Origin of the sequence: Streptomyces sp. NPDC004609, assembly GCF_042873655.1 — a bacterium.
GTDB lineage: Bacteria > Actinomycetota > Actinomycetes > Streptomycetales > Streptomycetaceae > Streptomyces.
Genome location: NZ_JBIALS010000014.1, coordinates 16,687 through 34,001, shown reverse-complemented (window position 1 = coordinate 34,001; position 17,315 = coordinate 16,687). Strand labels below are relative to the sequence as shown.

Annotated in this window: 12 protein-coding genes; all 12 read right to left on the bottom strand. The window is 71.3% G+C overall.

What is annotated here, in order from left to right:
- Positions 1-11 precede the first annotated feature (11 nt).
- The 12 genes from ACFYT4_RS16015 to ACFYT4_RS15960 all read right to left on the bottom strand — a co-directional run bounded on the left by ACFYT4_RS16015 (position 12) and on the right by ACFYT4_RS15960 (position 17,029).
- Positions 12-860: a TatD family hydrolase gene (locus ACFYT4_RS16015; RefSeq protein ID WP_389268730.1), complete on the bottom strand. Its 849-nt coding sequence runs from the start codon at positions 858-860 to the stop codon at positions 12-14.
- Positions 860-1,540, bottom strand: coding sequence for an EboA domain-containing protein (locus tag ACFYT4_RS16010; RefSeq protein WP_389268728.1), 681 nt, complete (start codon positions 1,538-1,540; stop codon positions 860-862). Before ACFYT4_RS16010 ends, ACFYT4_RS16015 begins: the two co-directional genes overlap by 1 nt.
- Entirely contained in the window at positions 1,534-2,454 is a 921-nt protein-coding gene (locus ACFYT4_RS16005) for a sugar phosphate isomerase/epimerase family protein (protein ID WP_389268726.1), read from the bottom strand. Before ACFYT4_RS16005 ends, ACFYT4_RS16010 begins: the two co-directional genes overlap by 7 nt.
- On the bottom strand, positions 2,451-3,776 hold the full coding sequence (locus ACFYT4_RS16000; protein ID WP_389268950.1) for an SCO3242 family prenyltransferase: 1,326 nt from the start codon (positions 3,774-3,776) through the stop codon (positions 2,451-2,453). Before ACFYT4_RS16000 ends, ACFYT4_RS16005 begins: the two co-directional genes overlap by 4 nt.
- A 377-nt stretch (positions 3,777-4,153) precedes the next feature.
- Positions 4,154-5,308, bottom strand: a complete 1,155-nt coding sequence (locus tag ACFYT4_RS15995; protein ID WP_389268724.1) for an inositol-3-phosphate synthase — start codon at positions 5,306-5,308, stop codon at positions 4,154-4,156.
- Between the two features lie 124 nt (positions 5,309-5,432).
- Positions 5,433-9,131 carry a ThuA domain-containing protein gene (locus tag ACFYT4_RS15990; protein ID WP_389268722.1) on the bottom strand — a complete coding sequence of 1,233 codons (3,699 nt, stop codon included), beginning with the start codon at positions 9,129-9,131 and terminating at the stop codon, positions 5,433-5,435.
- Between the two features lie 271 nt (positions 9,132-9,402).
- A complete protein-coding gene (locus ACFYT4_RS15985) occupies positions 9,403-10,407 on the bottom strand; it encodes a sugar phosphate isomerase/epimerase family protein (RefSeq protein WP_389268720.1) in 1,005 nt (334 codons plus the stop codon).
- Between the two features lie 171 nt (positions 10,408-10,578).
- Positions 10,579-11,781, bottom strand: a complete 1,203-nt coding sequence (locus tag ACFYT4_RS15980) for a Gfo/Idh/MocA family protein (protein WP_389268718.1) — start codon at positions 11,779-11,781, stop codon at positions 10,579-10,581.
- A gap of 46 nt (positions 11,782-11,827) precedes the next feature.
- On the bottom strand, positions 11,828-12,874 hold the full coding sequence (locus ACFYT4_RS15975; RefSeq protein WP_389268716.1) for a substrate-binding domain-containing protein: 1,047 nt from the start codon (positions 12,872-12,874) through the stop codon (positions 11,828-11,830).
- 97 nt (positions 12,875-12,971) lie between these two features.
- Entirely contained in the window at positions 12,972-14,009 is a 1,038-nt protein-coding gene (locus tag ACFYT4_RS15970; RefSeq protein ID WP_389268714.1) for an ABC transporter permease, read from the bottom strand.
- Entirely contained in the window at positions 14,006-15,529 is a 1,524-nt protein-coding gene (locus ACFYT4_RS15965; RefSeq protein WP_389268712.1) for a sugar ABC transporter ATP-binding protein, read from the bottom strand. The genes ACFYT4_RS15970 and ACFYT4_RS15965 overlap by 4 nt, the downstream gene beginning before the upstream one ends.
- A 318-nt stretch (positions 15,530-15,847) precedes the next feature.
- A complete protein-coding gene (locus ACFYT4_RS15960; protein WP_389268710.1) occupies positions 15,848-17,029 on the bottom strand; it encodes an ROK family protein in 1,182 nt (393 codons plus the stop codon).
- Positions 17,030-17,315: the final 286 nt, after the last annotated feature.

Sequence of the window (17,315 nt, the reverse complement as noted above, 5' to 3'; positions counted from 1 at the left end):
CGTCCCTCCCCTCATTCCCCGCCGCGGAGGATGGAGTTGCCCTCGTGCAGGGCGTCCGGCGCGGGGAGGTCGAGCTGGAGCCGGCCGCTGATGCCGTAGAAGGCGACGGGGTTGCGCCACAGGACCTGGTCCACGTCGTCGTCGGAGAATCCGGCGGCGAGCATGGCGTCGCCGACCTTGCGGGTCTTCAGCGGGTCGCTCCTGCCCCAGTCGGCGGCGGAGTTGACCAGCACCTTCTCCGTGCCGTACGTCCGCAGGATCGTGACCATGCGGTCCTCGTCCATCTTGGTGTCCGGGTAGACGGAGAAGCCGAGCCAGCAGCCGCTGTCCTTGGCGTGCTGCACGGTCGTCTCGTTGAGGTGGTCGAGCACGACGTGCTCGGGGGGCAGCGCGGACTCGCGGACGGCGTCGACGGTGCGGTGCAGTCCGGCGAGCTTGTCGCGGTGGGGGGTGTGGACGAGGGCGGGCAGCCCGTGGTCGGCGGCGAGCTGGAGCTGGGCGGCGAGCGCGGTGTCCTCGGCGGGGGTCATCGAGTCGTACCCGATCTCGCCGACGGCGACGACGGAGTCCTTGACGAGGTAGCGGGGCAGCTCGTCGAGTACGGGCGCGCACCGCGGGTCGTTGGCCTCCTTGGGGTTCAGCGCGATGGTGCAGTGGTGGGCGATGCCGTACTGGGCGGCCCGGAAGGGCTCCCAGCCGAGCAGCGCGTCGAAGGAGTCGTAGAAGCTCTCGGGCGAGGTGCGGGGCTGGCCCAGCCAGAAGGAGGGTTCGACCAGGGCGCGGACTCCGGCCGCGTACATGGCTTCGTAGTCGTCCGTGGTCCGGGAGGTCATATGGATGTGGGGGTCGAAGATGCGCATCAGGACTCCTCGGAGTGCTCACCGGCGAGGGCCAGCACACGGATCAGATCGGGGGGTGTGGCGCGGCCCGCGGCCGTGCGCTCTGCGGCGAAGTCGGCGAGCATCCTGGCGAGTTCGCCGTCTCCGGCGGCGCGGCGCTCCAGGTCGGCGACGGCGTCGACGTCCACACCGGTGAACAGGCATTTGAGGACGGCGTGCCGCCAGGCGTGGGTGTCCAGGTGCTCGGCGGCGTAGGGACCGACGGCCGCGGCGACCAGCCGGGTGTCGTTGGTGCGCAGGGCGTCCTCGACGAGCGGCAGCGCGGCACCGGGCGGGGTGAGGCCGCCGAGCCGGGGCAGGGCGATCAGGAGCGCGCGGCGCTCGGCGGCGGTGCCCCGGGCGTAGAGCCGGGTGAGGGTGTCGGCCCCGGCTCCGGCCGCGGTGAGCAGCAGGACGCGTACGGAGTCGGCGTGCTCCTGGCCGCACAGGCGGCCCGCCTCGGCGAACCGCAGCTCCCAGACGGGCGTTGTGCCCCGGCCCGGGGTGGGGACGGTGGCTCCGGTGGCGGTGCCGCTCGCGCCGGCGGGACGGTCGCCGTTGCCGGGGCCGTTCGCCCCGGCGGCCGATGTCAGGGCCGCGTCTAGCCAGGCCCGGGCGCTGTCGTCGAGGAGTGCGTCGAGTTCCTCGCGGGACCTCAGCATGCCGGTGTTCCCTTCGCGCGGAGGAACTCGATGGACCTGCGGGCCTGTTCGGGGCCCGCGTGGGAGTGACGGGGCAGTTCCACGACGGTCAGGCCCTGGTAGCCGGTGGCGGCGAGCGCCTCAAGCACCGGCGGGAAGTCGATCTCGCCGTCTCCGAACGGAAGGTGCTCGTGGACGCCCCGGCGCATGTCCTCGATCTGGACATGCCGCAGCCAGGGCGCCGCTTCCCGTACGCACTCGGCGGGCGGGAGCTCCTCCAGACACTGGCAGTGCCCGATGTCGAGCGTGAGCCCGAGGTGTTGGGGGCTGCCGAGCAGCGAGCGCAGATGGTGGAAGTCGTCGATGGTGGCGAGGAGATGCCCGGGTTCGGGCTCCACGGCGAGGGGGACGCCCGCGGCTTCGGCCGCGTCGAGCACGGGCGTGAGGGACTCCACCAGCCGCTTCCACGCGGTGTCCGGGTCGGTGCCCTCGGGGGTGATGCCGCTGAAGCAGTGCAGGGCGCGGGCGCCGAGATCCGCGGCGACGCGCACGGAGGTGATCAGCAGGGCGGTACGGGCGGCCCGGCCGCCGGGATCGGCGTCGAGGAGCGTGGGGCCGTGCTTGCGGCGCGGGTCGAGCACATAGCGGGCCCCGGTCTCGACGGTGACGTCGAGCCCCAGCTCGGCGAGGCGGGCGGCGGTCTCCCGGGTGCGGCCGGCGAGGCCGGGCGCGAGCGGGTCGAGGTGCATATGGTCGAGCGTCAGCCCGACACCGTCGTATCCGAGGTCGGCGAGCAGCGCGAGCGCGTCGGCGAGGCGGAGGTCGGTGAGCCCGTTGGTGCCGTAGCCGAAGCGGAGGCCGGATACCGGCGCGGGGCCGGGGACCTGCCCGGTCGCCGGGGTCGGCGCGGGCCCGGGGGTCGGCGCATGGCTCATGTGAGGCTGACCTTTCGTGCGAGTGCGCGGGCGAGCGGGACGAGGCCCGTCAGCGCGAGTGCCGTCGCGGTGCCGGTGGTGTTTCCGGCGCGGGCCGCGAGGGCGGCCTGGAGCGGGATCATGGCCCGGATGCCCCCACCGACGGCCCGCTGGGTGAGCGGCGGGGAGGGGTTGAGCGCGGCGTGCGCGAAGCCCTTCCCGGCGGAACGGATGTACGCGCCCGCGAGTGCGGTGGCGATGAGCGAGGCCGGGGCGCGCCCCGTGCGCTCCCCCGCGGCGAACAGGCCGGTCCCCAGGGTCGCGGCGAGCGCGGCGAGCGGGGTGCCGGTCGATCCGCCCTGCGTCTCGTGCCGTGACACGGAGGTGACGGCGTAGGTGTGCGCGCCGAGCGCGAGCGCGGCGGGCAGGGCGGCGGCCGGGCCGTGCCCGCGGGCGATTGCCGCCGCTGCCGGGGCGCGGCTCACCGTACGGGTGCCTGGGGCCGGGCGCGCCGACCCGCCTCCGGGGGCCGACGCGGCCCACGCGGCGGACGCGTGACGGAATCCGTGTGGCGGTGCGCCGGTACGGGAGTTCGGCTGTGGGGCGCCCGTGCCGGCGGGGGCGGGGGCCGGTGCTGCGCCGGAGCGGTCCGGCCGGCCGGCAGCGGGCGCCCGGGACGCCGTGGCCGTGGCGCCCAGGAGCAGATCCAGGGATCGCGCCGCCGCCATGGCCGCCGGGCCCGCCTTGGTGTGCTTGAGGTGGAGGTCGTAGGACCAGACCGTGGCGGCGAGTGCGGTGGCCACGGCCAGCGCGGGGCGGCCCGCGCGGGAGGCGAGGGTCAGGCCGGTGGCCGTGAGGACGGCCGCCGCCGTGAGGGCGGCCCGGGGGGTGATCCGCCCGGAGGGGATCGGGCGGTGCGGGCGGTCGATCGCGTCCTCGTCGCGGTCCGCCCAGTCGTTGAGGGCCATGCCCGCCTCGTACAGGCACAGCGAGGTGCCGATGGCGAGTGCGGTGCCCCGGCCGGGGCGGACTCCGAGGGCGGCGGCTCCCGCGAGGGCGTCGCCGGGGACGGTGAAGAGCGCGGACACCCGGAGCAGTTCGGCCCATGCGCCGAGCCGGTCGCGGGTGGTGGCACCGCCCGCCGGGTCCCGGCCGTAGTCGCGCGGGGGTCCCCCGGGGACCTCCTGCCCACCGCCGCCTCCGGAGGACCGTACGGGATCCGGCTCCCGCCGGTCGTCGGGCGCGGAGCGTACGGCGGCCTCGTGCCCGGCTCCGGACCCCTGACCGGAGTCGGGCACCGCGGCCCCCTGTCCGCCCGGCGCCCGCCCGGACAGACCGGACAGACCGGACTCGCCGGCTGCCGGCGCCGCCCCGCCGAGGGGCGCTGCGGCGCCGGACCCGGCGTCCGGGGACCCGAGCGCCGTGCGAGCGGCCCCGGTCACGGCCGGGATCCCCGGCGATGTGTCCCGGGGGCGCGCCGACCGCACCCCCGGGACGGGCTGCCCGGGCGCCCGGGCTGCTCCGGGCGCCCGGAGTTCCTGGGTCCCGCGCCGGGGCAGGGCGGCGGGTCCGGGGCGGCGCGGGCGTGCCAGCCCGGCGAGAGCCTCGGCGGCCGCCCGGCCCGCGATCGTGGCGCGGCTCAGGCGCGTACGGAGGAATCCGCCGAGCGCGTCGGTGCCGCCGCCCCCGGGTCCCGCGGTGGTCATCCGGCCCAGGAGGGTCACCGGACCTCCCGCAGCCGCCGGGCGAACGCGAGCAGTTCGCCGTACTGCTCGGACAGCGCGGCGGGGCCGCCGTCCGGGTCCTTGAAGTAGAAGCCCAGCGCGGGCAGCGGCCCGGAGAGCCCGGCCTCGTGGGCGCGGGCCACCAGCCGGGCGAGGTCCAGGACGAGGGGCGCCGCGAGCGCGGAGTCGCAGCCCTGCCAGATGGTCTGGAGGATCATGCGGGAGCCGAGGAAGCCGTCGAAGGCGATGTGGTCCCAGGCGGTCTTCCAGTCGCCGAGCGCGGGAACGTCGTCGATGTGGACCTCGCCCTCGGGAGTCCGCCCGAGGACATCGCTCAGCACCCGTTCCTTGCCCGCGTTCTTGGCCGCCGCCGCGGCCGGGTCGGCCAGCGCTGCTCCGTCCCCGCCGCCGAGGAGATTCGTGCCGGACCAGGCCCGTACGGGCAGGGCGCGTTGCACGAACATCGGGGCGAGCACGGAACGGAGCAGCGTCTGACCTGTCTTGCCGTCGCGGCCCGCGTGGGGAAGTCCACTGGCCTCGGCGGCGTCCATGAGGTCCGGGGTGCGCAGCCCGGTGGAGGGGGTGAAGTTCACGAACGGGCAGCCGGCGCGGATGGCGGCCGCCGCGTAGAGGGAGCTGGGGGCGAGCCGCCGCGCGCCCTCCGCGGGGAGGGGTTCGGTGGAGGAGACGTTGACGACCACGACGCGTGCCAGGTCGTGGCGGTCGCGGAAGGCGCGGAGGTCGTCGGCGAAGGTGCCGATGAGTTCCTCGTCGGTGCGGGCGTCGCCGGGCAGCGGGCCGCCGGGGCGTATCTCCCCGTCGGCCGCTTCGAGCTCGCCGCGGATCGCGGTGGCGAGACCGTGCGGCAGCACTCCGGCCCAGGTCAGCTCCTCGGCCCGCTTGGTCAGCGGGGTGCAGGCGGTGTCGTGGCCGCCGAAGACCAGGGACGGCAGGGAGGGCAGTCCGGCGTGGGTGAACGGCTCGGTCTCGGTGACCATGCCCGTCGGCGGATGCAGCCCGGCGGTGACCGCCGCGCATCCGGCGACGGCCGTGGTGGCCACGGAACCGCGCGCTCCGACGAACCAGACTCCGGTGCGTACCCGGTCACCGACGCCTGCGTTCTCGACGGTGCGTGCTGTGTCGCTCGTCACGGACTGCCTCCCTGCCAAGATCACGTACTCGTGTCACTGATGGTCACCGCTGTGACCGGGTTGGTTGGGTGACGGCGGGCGGGGGGTACGGCGCCTCCCCGCCCGCCGCCGTCTGAGGGGCCCTCTAGGAGGACAGCTCCTTCAGGGTGATGTTGCGGAAGGACGCCTGGTCGCCGGCTCCGTGGTTCTGGAGGCCGATGTAGCCGTCCTTCAGGCTGCGCTTCGGGTCCTTGTTGGTGAAGTCGTTGATCTTCGCGCCGTTCAGGAAGACCTGGACACGCTCACCCTGGACCTTGATCTCGTAGTTGTTCCACTGCCCCGGAGGCCGCAGCACCCGGTCGCGGGCCTTGAGGTCGGCCGACTTGAAGCCGTAGACCGAGCCGGTGGTCCGCGCGGGGGCGTCCGTGGCGTCGATCTGGATCTCGTAGCCCTTGTTCACGGCCGACCAGGGGTCGTCGGAGGCGGGGAAGCCGATGAAGATCCCGGAGTTGTCGTCACCGTCGAGCTTCCAGTCCAGCTTCAGGGAGTACGACTTCAGCTCCTTGGCCTGGTACCAGAGCATTCCCATGCCGCCCTCGGAGCGCAGCTCACCGTTGACCACGTTGAACTTGCCGGGACCGGCCTGCTTCCAGCCGTTGGTGGTCTTGCCGTTGAAGATGGACCGCTCGCCCTTCTGGGGCTTGCAGTCGGCCTTCACCTGGCCGGACGCGTAGCGCAGACCGCCCAGCAGGTGGTCGCGGAAGGCCGGCTCGGCGTACGACTCCTTGGTGTGGCCGCCGCCGGTGTAGAAGGAACGGCCGCCCTCGTAGGTCTGGCACCAGGCGATCGGGTGGTCGCCCTTCATCGTGCCGCCCTGGTAGGTGGTCTCGTCGAGGGACGCCAGCACCTTGGCCTGCTCACGCGGGTTGGTGCCGTAGTTGTACCACTCGTCGGTCCGCACCCACTCCTCGCCCAGGTGCTTGGTGGCGGGGTGCTTGTGGTCCTCGACCCGCACGGTCGCGGGCTGGATCTGCGGGTGACCGGAGAAGTAGGCGCCGACGAGGCCGCCGTAGAACTTCCAGTCGTACTCGGTGTCGGCCGCCGCGTGGACGCCCATGTAGCCGCCGCCGGTGGCGACGTAGTTCTCGAACGCCTTCTGCTGCTCGGCGTTGAGGACGTCACCGGTGGTGGAGAGGAAGACAACCGCGTCGTAGCGCGCGAGGTTGCTGGTGGTGAACTGCGCGGCGGACTCGGTGGAGTCGACCGTGATGTTGCTGGTCTTGCCCAGCTCCTTCAGGGCCGCGGTGCCGGCCGGGATGGCGTCGTGGCGGAAGCCGGCCGTCTTGGAGAAGACGAGCACGCGCTTGGCGGTGCGGTCCGGCGGGGTGTTGGAGAGCTCGAAGTCGTCGACGTCGTAGAGCGCTCCGGCGCCGCCCTTGAAGACCAGGAACAGCTCGGTGGACTTCTTCGGCACGCCCCTCAGCGGGATGTCGATGTCCTGGAAGGTCTCCCAGCTGCCGGTCACGGGCACGGGCCCGGAACCGAGGATCTTGCCGGTCGGCGATCCGGTGCGGACCTCCAGGAAGCCGCCCGCGCCACCGCTGGAGATGCGCGCGGTGAGCTTGGTCGAGCCGGCCAGGTTGTACGGCTTGAAGGAGATCCAGTCGTCGTTGTCGATGTCACCGACGGTCTTGCCGCCGTTGGCGGCCGGCTTGTCGTAGGTGCGGATGCCGGACTGGGCGCTGAAGTGCTCGGCCTGGCGGTGGCGCGGCTGGAGCTGCACCTGGTCGTTGGTGGTCAGCGGCGCCTGGCCGCCACCGCCGTTGTCGGTGTACTCGGCCGCGAAGACGCCGTAGATGTTGGCGTTGGGGTCGTGCCCGCCCTCACCCGAGGTCTTGATGGTGCCCGAGCAGCCGTTGGCGGAGGTCAGCTTGTGCGCGTGGCTGTCGTGGCCGAGGAGGTAGTTGACCGTGACCTTCGTGCAGTCGATGGCCCCGGCTTCCTGGTCCTCGGGGTCGGTCACCTTCACCTTGAAGGGGATCTCGTCGCCGAAGTTGAACAGCGCGCCGTCGGCGGGCAGTTCGAGCGTCACCTTCGGGGCGGTGTTGCCGACCACGATCCGGACGCTGGCGGCCGCGGTGCGGCCGGTCGGGTCCTTGACGGTGACGGTCGCCGTGTAGGTGCCGTTCTTCTTGTACCGGTACGAGGGGTTGGGCTCGGTGGACTTGCCTCCGTCGCCGAAGTCCCAGGCGTACGTCAGGGCGTCGCCGTCGGGGTCGGCGCTTCCCTCGGAGGAGAAGTTGACCCGCAGCGGGCCCTTGCCGGACGTCTTGTCCGCCTTGGCCTCGGCCGAGGGCGAGCGTCCGCCGGTCGCGTTCTCGATGCGGTACAGCGCCGAGTGCTCGTTGCCGCCGAACCAGGCGGTGCCGTAGTCGAGGACGTACAGCGCGCCGTCGGGGCCGAACTGCATGTCCATGACCTGGGTGCCGGTCCACGGGAACGGGTTGATCTTGGAGACCGCTCCGTCGGCGCCCTGCTCGATCCGCTTGATCCAGCGGCGGCCGAACTCACCGGCGAAGTAGTCGCCGTCGTACGCCTCGGGGAACTTCACCGGAGACGGGTTGTCCGGGTCGTAGCGGTAGACCGGTCCGCCCATCGGGGACTCGCCGCCGCCGCCGAACTCGGGCACGGAGCCGCCGTCGTAGGGGATCCACGCCTTCTTGGCGGGCGGCAGGTCGACGAGTCCGGTGTTGTGCGGGGACTCGTTCTTGGGCGCCGCGCAGTCGAAGGTGGCTCCGGACGTCTTGGTCGCGAAGTCGTAGTCCACGTACGGGACGTTGAAGGTGTTGCACAGCGGCCAGCCGTAGTTGCCCGGCTTGTCGACCTTGACGAAGCCGACCGCGCCGGCGGGACCGCGCTTGGGGTCCGCGGCACCGGCGTCGGGGCCGTAGTCACCTATGTAGGCGACACCGGTCTTCTGGTCGACGCTGAAGCGGAACGGGTTGCGGAAGCCCATCGCGTAGATCTCGGGCCGCGTCTTGGCGGTGCCCGGCGCGAAGAGGTTGCCCTCGGGGATGGAGTACGAGGCGTCCGCGTTCACCTTGATGCGCAGCAGCTTGCCGCGCAGGTCGTTGGTGTTGGCGGAGGTGCGGCGGGCGTCGTACGCGGGGTTCCGGTTCGGCCGGTCGTCGATGGGCGTGTAGCCGTCGGAGGCGAACGGGTTGGAATCGTCACCGGTCGACAGGTAGAGGTTCCCCTGTGCGTCGAAGTCGATGTCACCGCCGACGTGGCAGCAGATGCCCCGGGTCGCGGGGACGTCGAGGACCTTCTTCTCGCTGGCGTTGTCCAGGGTGCCGTCGGCCTTGAGGACGAAGCGGGAGAGGCGGTTGACGCTCTCGAACTTCGCGAAGTCCGCGGCGGTTCCCTCGTTGGGGGCGTCACCGGGCGGGGTGTCCATCGGCGGCGCGTAGTAGAGGTAGACGAACCGGTTCTCGCTGAACTTCGGGTCCAGCCCGATGCCCTGCAGGCCTTCCTCGTCGTGCGAGTAGACGGGGATCTTGCCGACGACCCGGGTGTTGCCCGCGAAGTCGGTCATCCGCAGTTCGCCGTTGCGGGAGGTGTGCAGCACGCTGCGGTCCGGCAGCACCGCCATGGACATCGGCTCGCCGGTCTCGGCGGCGCCCTTGGCGAGGGTGACCTGCTGGAACGATTCGGCGGCCGGCTCGGGATCAGCGGCGGCAGCGAGCTGCGGTGCGGTGAAGCTGAACGATGTGGCGGCGAGAAGGCCGCCGGTGAGGAGCGCGAGTGCTCTGCGCGCTCGTGGTCTTCTTCGGTTCGTGTGCACGAAATTTTCCTCCGGGATGGACCGGTAGTACGGGCGGGGGTGCCGTGGAACCGGAGTGCGCCGTCACGCCGGGAACCACCTATGTCCTGTACACAACTGGGACGGTAGACGGGTTCGTCCAGATCTGAAAGCCCTTGCGCAGAAGGGAAGTTCAACTTCTTCCCAGCGCAGGACAAAGACGGACCCGGGCAGGCCGGACCGACCCGGCGGCAGATCGGTCCGCCGGGCCATGACATCTGGTCCCACCTGCTGTTACGACCCTCGAAGGGGGCTAGTCGCCACTCCCGAAGGCCGCGTCGAACGAGGCGGTGGGCGGGTCGAAATCGAACCGCTTCAGGTCGGCAAGCGCTTGTGGCGCACCGGCCAACCGGTCCATTCCGGCGTCCTCCCACTCCACCGAGATGGGGCCGCCGTAGCCGATCGACCGCAGCATCCGGAATACGTCCTCCCAGGGGACGTCACCGTGTCCGGCCGAGACGAAGTCCCAGCCGCGCCGGGGGTCGCCCCACGGCAGATGCGAGCCGAGCCGGCCGTTGCGGCCGTCGAGACGCTTGCGCGCCTCCTTGCAGTCGACGTGGTAGATCCGGTCCCGGAAGTCGTAGAGGAAGCCGACCGGGTCCAGGTCCTGCCACACGAAGTGGCTGGGGTCGAAGTTCAGCCCGAAGGCCGGGCGGTTGCCGACGGCCTCCAGAGCGCGCTTGGTGGTCCAGTAGTCGTACGCGATCTCGCTCGGGTGCACCTCGTGGGCGAACCGCACGCCCTCCGCGTCGAAGACGTCGAGAATCGGGTTCCACCGCTCGGCGAAGTCCTCGTAACCGCGGTCGATCATCGACTCCGGCACCGGCGGGAACATCGCCACCAGATGCCAGATGGACGATCCGGTGAAGCCGACGACGGTGTCCACCCCGAAGGCCGCCGCGGCACGCGCGGTGTCCTTCAGTTCGGCCGCGGCCCGGCGGCGTACGCCTTCGGGCTCACCGTCGCCCCAGATCCGCGCGGGCAGGATCCCCTGGTGCCGCTCGTCGATCGGGTTGTCGCAGACGGCCTGGCCCACCAGATGGTTGGAGATCGCCCAGCACTTGAGGCCGTACTTCTCCAGCAGCGCGTGCCGCCCCGGGAGGTACTCCGGGTCCGCGAGCGCCTTGTCGACCTCGAAGTGGTCTCCCCAGCAGGCGAGTTCGAGCCCGTCGTAGCCGAAGTCACGGGCGAGCCGGCACACCTCCTCCAGGGGCAGATCGGCCCACTGGCCGGTGAAGAGTGTGAACGGACGTGGCACGGGGGTCTCCTAGGGTCTTCCGTTTTGATCAGGCTGGATGAGGGAGCGGGGTCTGGCGCCGTGCATCGCAAGGCGGAGGAGGGAGTCCATGCGGAGCATCGGCGACCGACGACAACGCAGCGAGGTGCGGTGCCAGGGCACGCGAGCCCAGAAAGATCCGAACGAGAGGCCCTAGTCGTCTGCCTGTACGGGGGTGTAGACGGCGTTTTTCTCGGCGCTCTCCTCCACCGCGGCGAGCACCCGCTGCACCTGGAGTCCGTCGGCGAACGACGGGTCCGGGTCCCCGCCCGAGGCGATCGCCTCGACCAGATCGCGCGCCTGGTGGGTGAAGGTGTGCTCGTAGCCGAGCGCGTGGCCCGGCGGCCACCACGCCTCCAGATACGGATGGTCCGCCTCGGTGACGAGGATGCGCCGGAAGCCGGAGGAGGCCGCGGGCTCGGTGTGGTCGTGGAAGGACAGCTCGTTGAGCCGCTCCAGATCGAAGGCGAGCGACCCCAGCTCACCGTTGATCTCGAACCGCAGGGCGTTCTTGCGGCCCGACGCCATCCGGGTGGCCTCGAAGGAGGCGAGCGCCCCCGAGCCGAGGCGCCCGTTGAACAGGGCCGCGTCGTCCACCGTGACCGGGCCCCGGCCCGCGCCGCCGGAGCCCGAGAGCCCGGCGGACGCGCCCGTGAGCAGCGGACGTTCCCGTACGAAGGTCTCCGCCAGGGCCGAGACCCCGACCAGGCGCTCCCCCGCCAGATGCTGCGCGAGGTCGACGATGTGCGCGCCCAGGTCCCCGAGCGCACCCGAGCCCGCGTGTTCCCGCTGGAGCCGCCAGGTCAGCGGGAACTCCGGGTCCACCAGCCAGTCCTGGAGATAGATGAACCGCAGATGGCGCAGGGTGCCGAGCCGGCCCTCGGCGATCAGCCGGCGCGCGTACGCGACGGCCGGGACGCGCCGGTAGTTGAAGCCCACCATCGCCAGCTGTCCGCGTGCCCGGGCACGCGTCGCCGCGGCCGTCATGGCCTCGGCCTCGGCGACCGAGTTCGCCAGCGGCTTCTCGCACAGCACATGCTTGCCCGCCTCCAGCGCGGCGACCGCGATCTCCGCATGGGAGTCACCCGGAGTGCAGATGTCGACCAGCTGCACATCGTCCCGGGCTATGAGGTCGCGCCAGTCGGTCTCGGCCGCCGCCCAGCCGTGCTTGTCGGCCGCGGCACGCACGGCTGACGCGTCACGTCCGGCGATCGCGGCCAGGACCGGTCTGACCGGCAGATCGAAGACCCGGCTCACATTGCGCCACCCCTGGGAATGGGCGGCTCCCATGAACGAGTATCCGATCATGCCAACGCCTAGTGTCGGCGGTGCGGCCTCACTGTCCCTGTGTTCCATACGGTTTCCTCCTCGTCGGTCTGCTCGTCGGGGGCGGGCGGCCCGGTCAGATGAAGCCGGTGGGCAGGTACTGGTCGACGTTGTCCTTGGTGACGACGGCGGAGTACAGGGTCAGCGAGTTGGGGATCTCCAGCTCGGCCAGCCCGCTGATCCCCTTGCCCTGCGCCACCGCCCGGGCGACGTCGATGGCGGAGGCAGCCATCGTCGGCGGGTACAGGACGGTCGCCTTCAGCACGCTGTTGTCGGCCTTGATGGCGTCCATGGCGGACTTGGCCCCGGCGCCGCCGACCATCAGGAAGTCCTTGCGGCCGGCCTGGGCGATGGCGCGCAGGGCGCCCACGCCCTGGTCGTCGTCGTGGTTCCACAGGGCGTCGAACTGCTTCTGCGCCTGGAGCAGCTGGGCCATCTTGGCCTGGCCGGACTCGACGGTGAAGTCGGCGGCCTGGCGGGCGACCTTCTTGATGTTGGGGTAGTTCTTCAGGGCGTCGTCGAAGCCCTGGGTGCGCTGCTTGGTCAGCTCCAGGTTGTCCAACCCGGCCAGCTCGATGACCTTGGCGTTGGGCTTGTCCTTGAGCTGCTGGCCGATGTAGTTGCCGGCGTTGAGGCCCATGCCGTAGTTGTCGCCGCCGACGTAGCAGCGGTACGCCTGCGGGGAGGCGAAGACCCGGTCCAGGTTGATGACGGGGATGCCCGCCTTCATGGCCTGGAGGCCGACCTGGGTGAGCGCCTTGCCGTCCGCGGGGAGGATGACGAGGACGTCGACCTTCTTGTTGATCAGGGTCTGGACCTGGCCGATCTGGGCAGCCGTGTCGTTGGAGCCCTCGGTGATCTCCAGGGTGACGTCGGAGTACTTCTTCGCCCGCGTCTTGGCGTTGTCGTTGATGGCGTTCAGCCAGCCGTGGTCGGCCTGGGGTCCGGCGAAGCCGATGGTGACGGCCTTGCCGGGCGCGTCGTCGGCGACCGGGGCGTTGTTGGCGGCCGTCTCCTTCTTCTTGGGCTCGTTGCTGGTGCAGGCGGTGAGCAGGGCGCCGGCGGAGACCGCTGCGGTCCCGAAGAGCAGTCCTCTGCGGCTCGGCTTCGAGTTTTGTGGCATGGCGAATGAAACCCTTCGGCTGGGCGTGGCGTGGGTGAGGGAGGGTCGGGGGTGGACGAGGGTGGTAAGGCGCGCGGAACGCGGGCGGGTGAGCCGGTCAGGCCTCGCCGCTGTTCCGCAGTGTGCGGTGCTGCACCAGGACCGCGGCGACGATGATCGCGCCCTTGGCGATCTGCTGGACGGCGCTCTCCAGGTTGTTGAGGGCGAAGATGTTGGTGATCGTGGTGAAGATCAGGACGCCGAGCACGGAGCCGACGATGGTGCCGCGGCCCCCGCTGAGGAGGGTGCCGCCGATGATCGCGGCGGCGATGGCGTCGAGTTCGTAGAGGTTGCCGTTGGTGTTCTGGCCGGAGCCGGAGAGCACGACGAGCATGAAGGCGGCGATGCCGCAGCACAGTCCGGACAGCAGATACAGGTAGAGCCGCTGCCGCTTGACGTCGATACCGGCGAGCCGGGCGGCTTCCGCGTTGCCGCCGACGGCGAAGGTGCGGCGGCCGAAGGTCGTCCGGTTGAGCACCAGCCAGCCGATGACGACGACGGCCGCGAAGACCAGCACCAGCGGCGGGATGCCGAGAATATAGGCGTCCTTGACGCCGAGGTCGAGCACCGAGTCGACGGTGACGATCTGGGTCTTGCCGTCGGTGATCTGGAGGGCGAGGCCCCGGGCGGAGGCGAGCATCGCGATGGTGGCGATGAAGGGCACCATACCGCCGTACGCGATCAACAGTCCGTTCACCAGCCCGCAACCGAGGCCGACGATGATCGCGGTGAAGAGGATCCCCGCGAAACCGTACTCCTGGGTGGCCAGCGTCGTCGCCCAGACCGACGCCAGGGCCACCATCGCGCCGACGGAGAGGTCGATGCCGCCGCTGGTGATGACGAAGGTCATGCCGACGGTGACGACACCGATGATGGACGCCTGGGTCAGGACCAGCTGGAGATTGCTCGTGGCGAGGAACTCGTCGGGCTTGGTGAATCCCCCGACCACGATCAGGGCGGCGAGGACGCCGAGCAGGGAGAGATTACGGACGTCGAGGCGCATTCCCAGCGGACGACGCGAACCACCGCCCGCCGGCGGCGACTTCACAAGGCTTGTCGGCGCGTCCTGCTGCGCCGGAGAGGCTGGCTGCGTCATGCCGTCGGAGTTCCTTCCATCACAAGGTCGAGTACGCGGTGCTCGTCGAGGTCACGGGCGTCGGCCGTGTGCACGACGCTGCCCTCGCGCAGCACCAGCACCCGGTCGGCGAGGCCCAGGACTTCGGGCACCTCGCTGGATACGAGAAGTACGGCCAGGCCCTCGTCGGCCAGCCGGCGGATCACTGCGTAGAGTTCGGCCCGCGCTCCGACGTCCACGCCCCGGGTGGGCTCGTCGAGGAGCAGCACCTTGCAGCCGCGCAGCAGCCAGCGGGCCAGTACGGCCTTCTGCTGGTTGCCGCCGGAGAGGGTGCGGATACGGGCGTCGGGGTTGTCGGGGCGCAGGGAGAGTTCCCGGGTCGCCTTCTGCGCCTCGGCGCGCTCCGCCTTGCGGTCGATCCAGCCGGCCCGTGAGAAGCGGGAGAGGGTGGAGATCGACACATTGCGGGTGACGGACTCGATCAGCAGCAGGCCCTGGGCCTTGCGCTCCTCGGGGGCGAGCCCGATCCCGGCGCGTACGGCGGAGCCGACGCTGCCCGGGCGCAGGGGCACGCCTTCGACGAGGACCCGGCCGCCGTCCGGCCTGCGGGCGCCGTAGATCGTCTCCAGGATCTCGGAGCGGCCGGAGCCGACGAGCCCGGCGAGGCCGACGATCTCCCCCGGGTACAGCTCCAGGTCGACGGGGTCGAACTCCCCCTTCCGGGTGAGCCCTTCGGCCTTGAGTACGGGCGCCTTGTCCCGGGCGCCCCCGGGCGCGGGGCGCTCGGGGAAGATGTACTCGACGTTCCGTCCGGTCATCAGCGAGACGATCTCGTTGGTCGGTGTCGACTTGGCGGGCAGTCCCACCGCGACGGTCCGGCCGTCCTTGAGGACGGTGACCCGGTCGCCGATGCGGCGGATCTCCTCCAGCCGGTGGGAGATGTAGACGACGGCGACACCGTCGGAGGTCAGGTCGGCGACGACACGGAAGAGGTTGTCGACCTCGTCGGGGTCGAGGGCGGCCGAGGGCTCGTCCATCACGATGAGACGTACGTCGTGGGAGAGCGCGCGGGCCATGGAGACGATCTGCTGCTGGGCGGCGGAGAGGTCCCCGACGAGCCGGGCGGGATCGATCTCGGGGTGGCCGAGCCGCTGGAGAAGCCGGGCCGTGGCGGCGCGGGCCTCACCGGCCCTGATGACGAAGGCGGCCGTGGTGGGCTCATGGCCCAGATAGACGTTCTCGGCGACCGACAGCCCCTCCACCAGGTCGAGTTCCTGGTAGATGGTGGCGATACCGAGACCCATCGCGGCGATGGGCGACTTGAGCGAGACCTCCTCGTTCCGCCAGGTGATGGTGCCGCCGTCGGGCTGATGGGCTCCGGCGAGCACCTTGATCAGGGTGGACTTGCCCGCGCCGTTCTGCCCGAGGAGACAGTGCACTTCACCGGCGATGACCTCCAGGTCCACGCCGTCGAGCGCGCGGACGCCGGGGAACGACTTGGTGATCCCGGACATGGTGAGCAAGGGTGGTTCTGGTGCCATGACAAATCCCCTCGGCGGGTGCGGCCGCCTGGCGTGTCGCGTGGGAAACGAGGTGCTGGACGGCGTCTGGTACGTGTGGGGGGCACGAGTGATGTACGTGTGGGCGCGCTCGGGTGAGGGCGGTGGCCGTGCCTGTCGTGGTGGCACGTGTTACCTGCCGCGCTGAGCGGTGCTGTGGTTACGGTCGGTAGTGGTCTGGGGGTTCGGGACCCCCGGTTCGGGGTCCCCCGTTCGTACTGCGAGTCGTTCGTACTGCGGTTCGTTCGTCGGGAGGGCGGGGTGCGGGTGTTGCGGAAGTCGTCGGGTGCCGGCCCTGTGTCAGGCCGGCGAGAACAGATGGTCGCTGATGAGCCGCGCCGCGCCGATCACTCCGGCCTGCGCGCCCAGTTCACCGATCACGATGGGCAGGTTCCCGGTGGCCAGCGGCAGCGACTGGCGGTAGACCTGGGTCCGCACCGCGGCCAGCAGCGTGTGGCCGAGTCCGGTCACCCCGCCGCCGATCACCACGAGTCCCGGGTTGAAGAAGCTCACGAGTCCGGCGATGACCTGGCCGACACGGTTGCCGCCCTCCCGGATGAGTTCGAGTGACGTGGTGTCGCCCGCCGCCGCGGCCGCCGCGACATCGGCGGCGGTCAGCTGCCCCGCCGTCTGGAGCCGTTCGGCCAGTTCCGGGGAGCGGCCGCTGCGGGCCGCCTCCTCGGCGTCGCGGGCGAGCGCCGCGCCGCTGAAGTGGGCCTCCAGGCAGCCCTTGTTGCCGCAGGCACAGGGGCGTCCGTAGGGGTCGACCTGGATATGGCCGATGTCGCCGGCGCTGCCCGTCGTACCGCGGTAGACCTCACCGCCGACGACGATGCCGCAGCCTATACCGGTACCGATCTTGACGCAGAGGAAGTCGGCCACGGAACGGGCCACCCCCGCGTGCTGCTCCCCGGTGGCCATCAGGTTCACGTCGTTGTCGACCATCACGGGGCAGCCGAGATCCTGGCTGAGCGCCTCCCGCACGGGGAAGCCGTCCCAGCCGGGCATGATCGGCGGCGCGACCGGGATGCCCTCGGGGAAGCGGACCGGCCCCGGGACACCGATACCGGCGCCGTCGAAGCCCTCGGCGAGACCGGTGGCCTTGAGCTTGGCCGCCATCGACAGCACCTGCTCGAAGACGGCGACCGGCCCCTCGCGGACGTCCATCGGATGGTTGAGGTGCCCGAGCACCTCCAGCTCCGCGTTGGTGACGGCGACGTCTATCGAGGTGGCGCCGATGTCGACGCCGAGGAAGCGCAGCTCCGGCGCGAGCCGGATGTTGTGCGAGCGGCGCCCGCCCCGGGAGGCGGCCAGCCCGTCGGCGACGACCAGGCCGGTCTCCAGCAGCCGGTCGACCTCGACGGCCAGCTTGGACCGGGAGAGATCCACCAGATCACCCAGCTGGGCACGGGAGTTGGGCCCTCCGTCGCGCAGCAGCCTGAGCAGCCGCGCCTGGTGCGCGTTGGCAGGTCGAGCGGTCATGCGTCTCAATGCCCCTCCCCTCCCCTGGCCATCGGCGTGGGGACCCCATTCGGCCCTGACTGATCAGGCTTTCGAGGGGAACGTAGCAGCGCTTGCACCGAGTGGGAAGAACTTGAGCAGAGATCAGACATAACTTTTTCCACACTCTGGACAAAGCCGGGATCATGCGAGGACGATCAAGAACGCCCAGAGGCTCCGCCACGGGACAGGGGCGCCCAGGAAGGGTGCGGGTTACCGGTGCGCGGTCCGCGCGGAGGGGTCCGCGTGCACGGGCCTGTGCACGCGG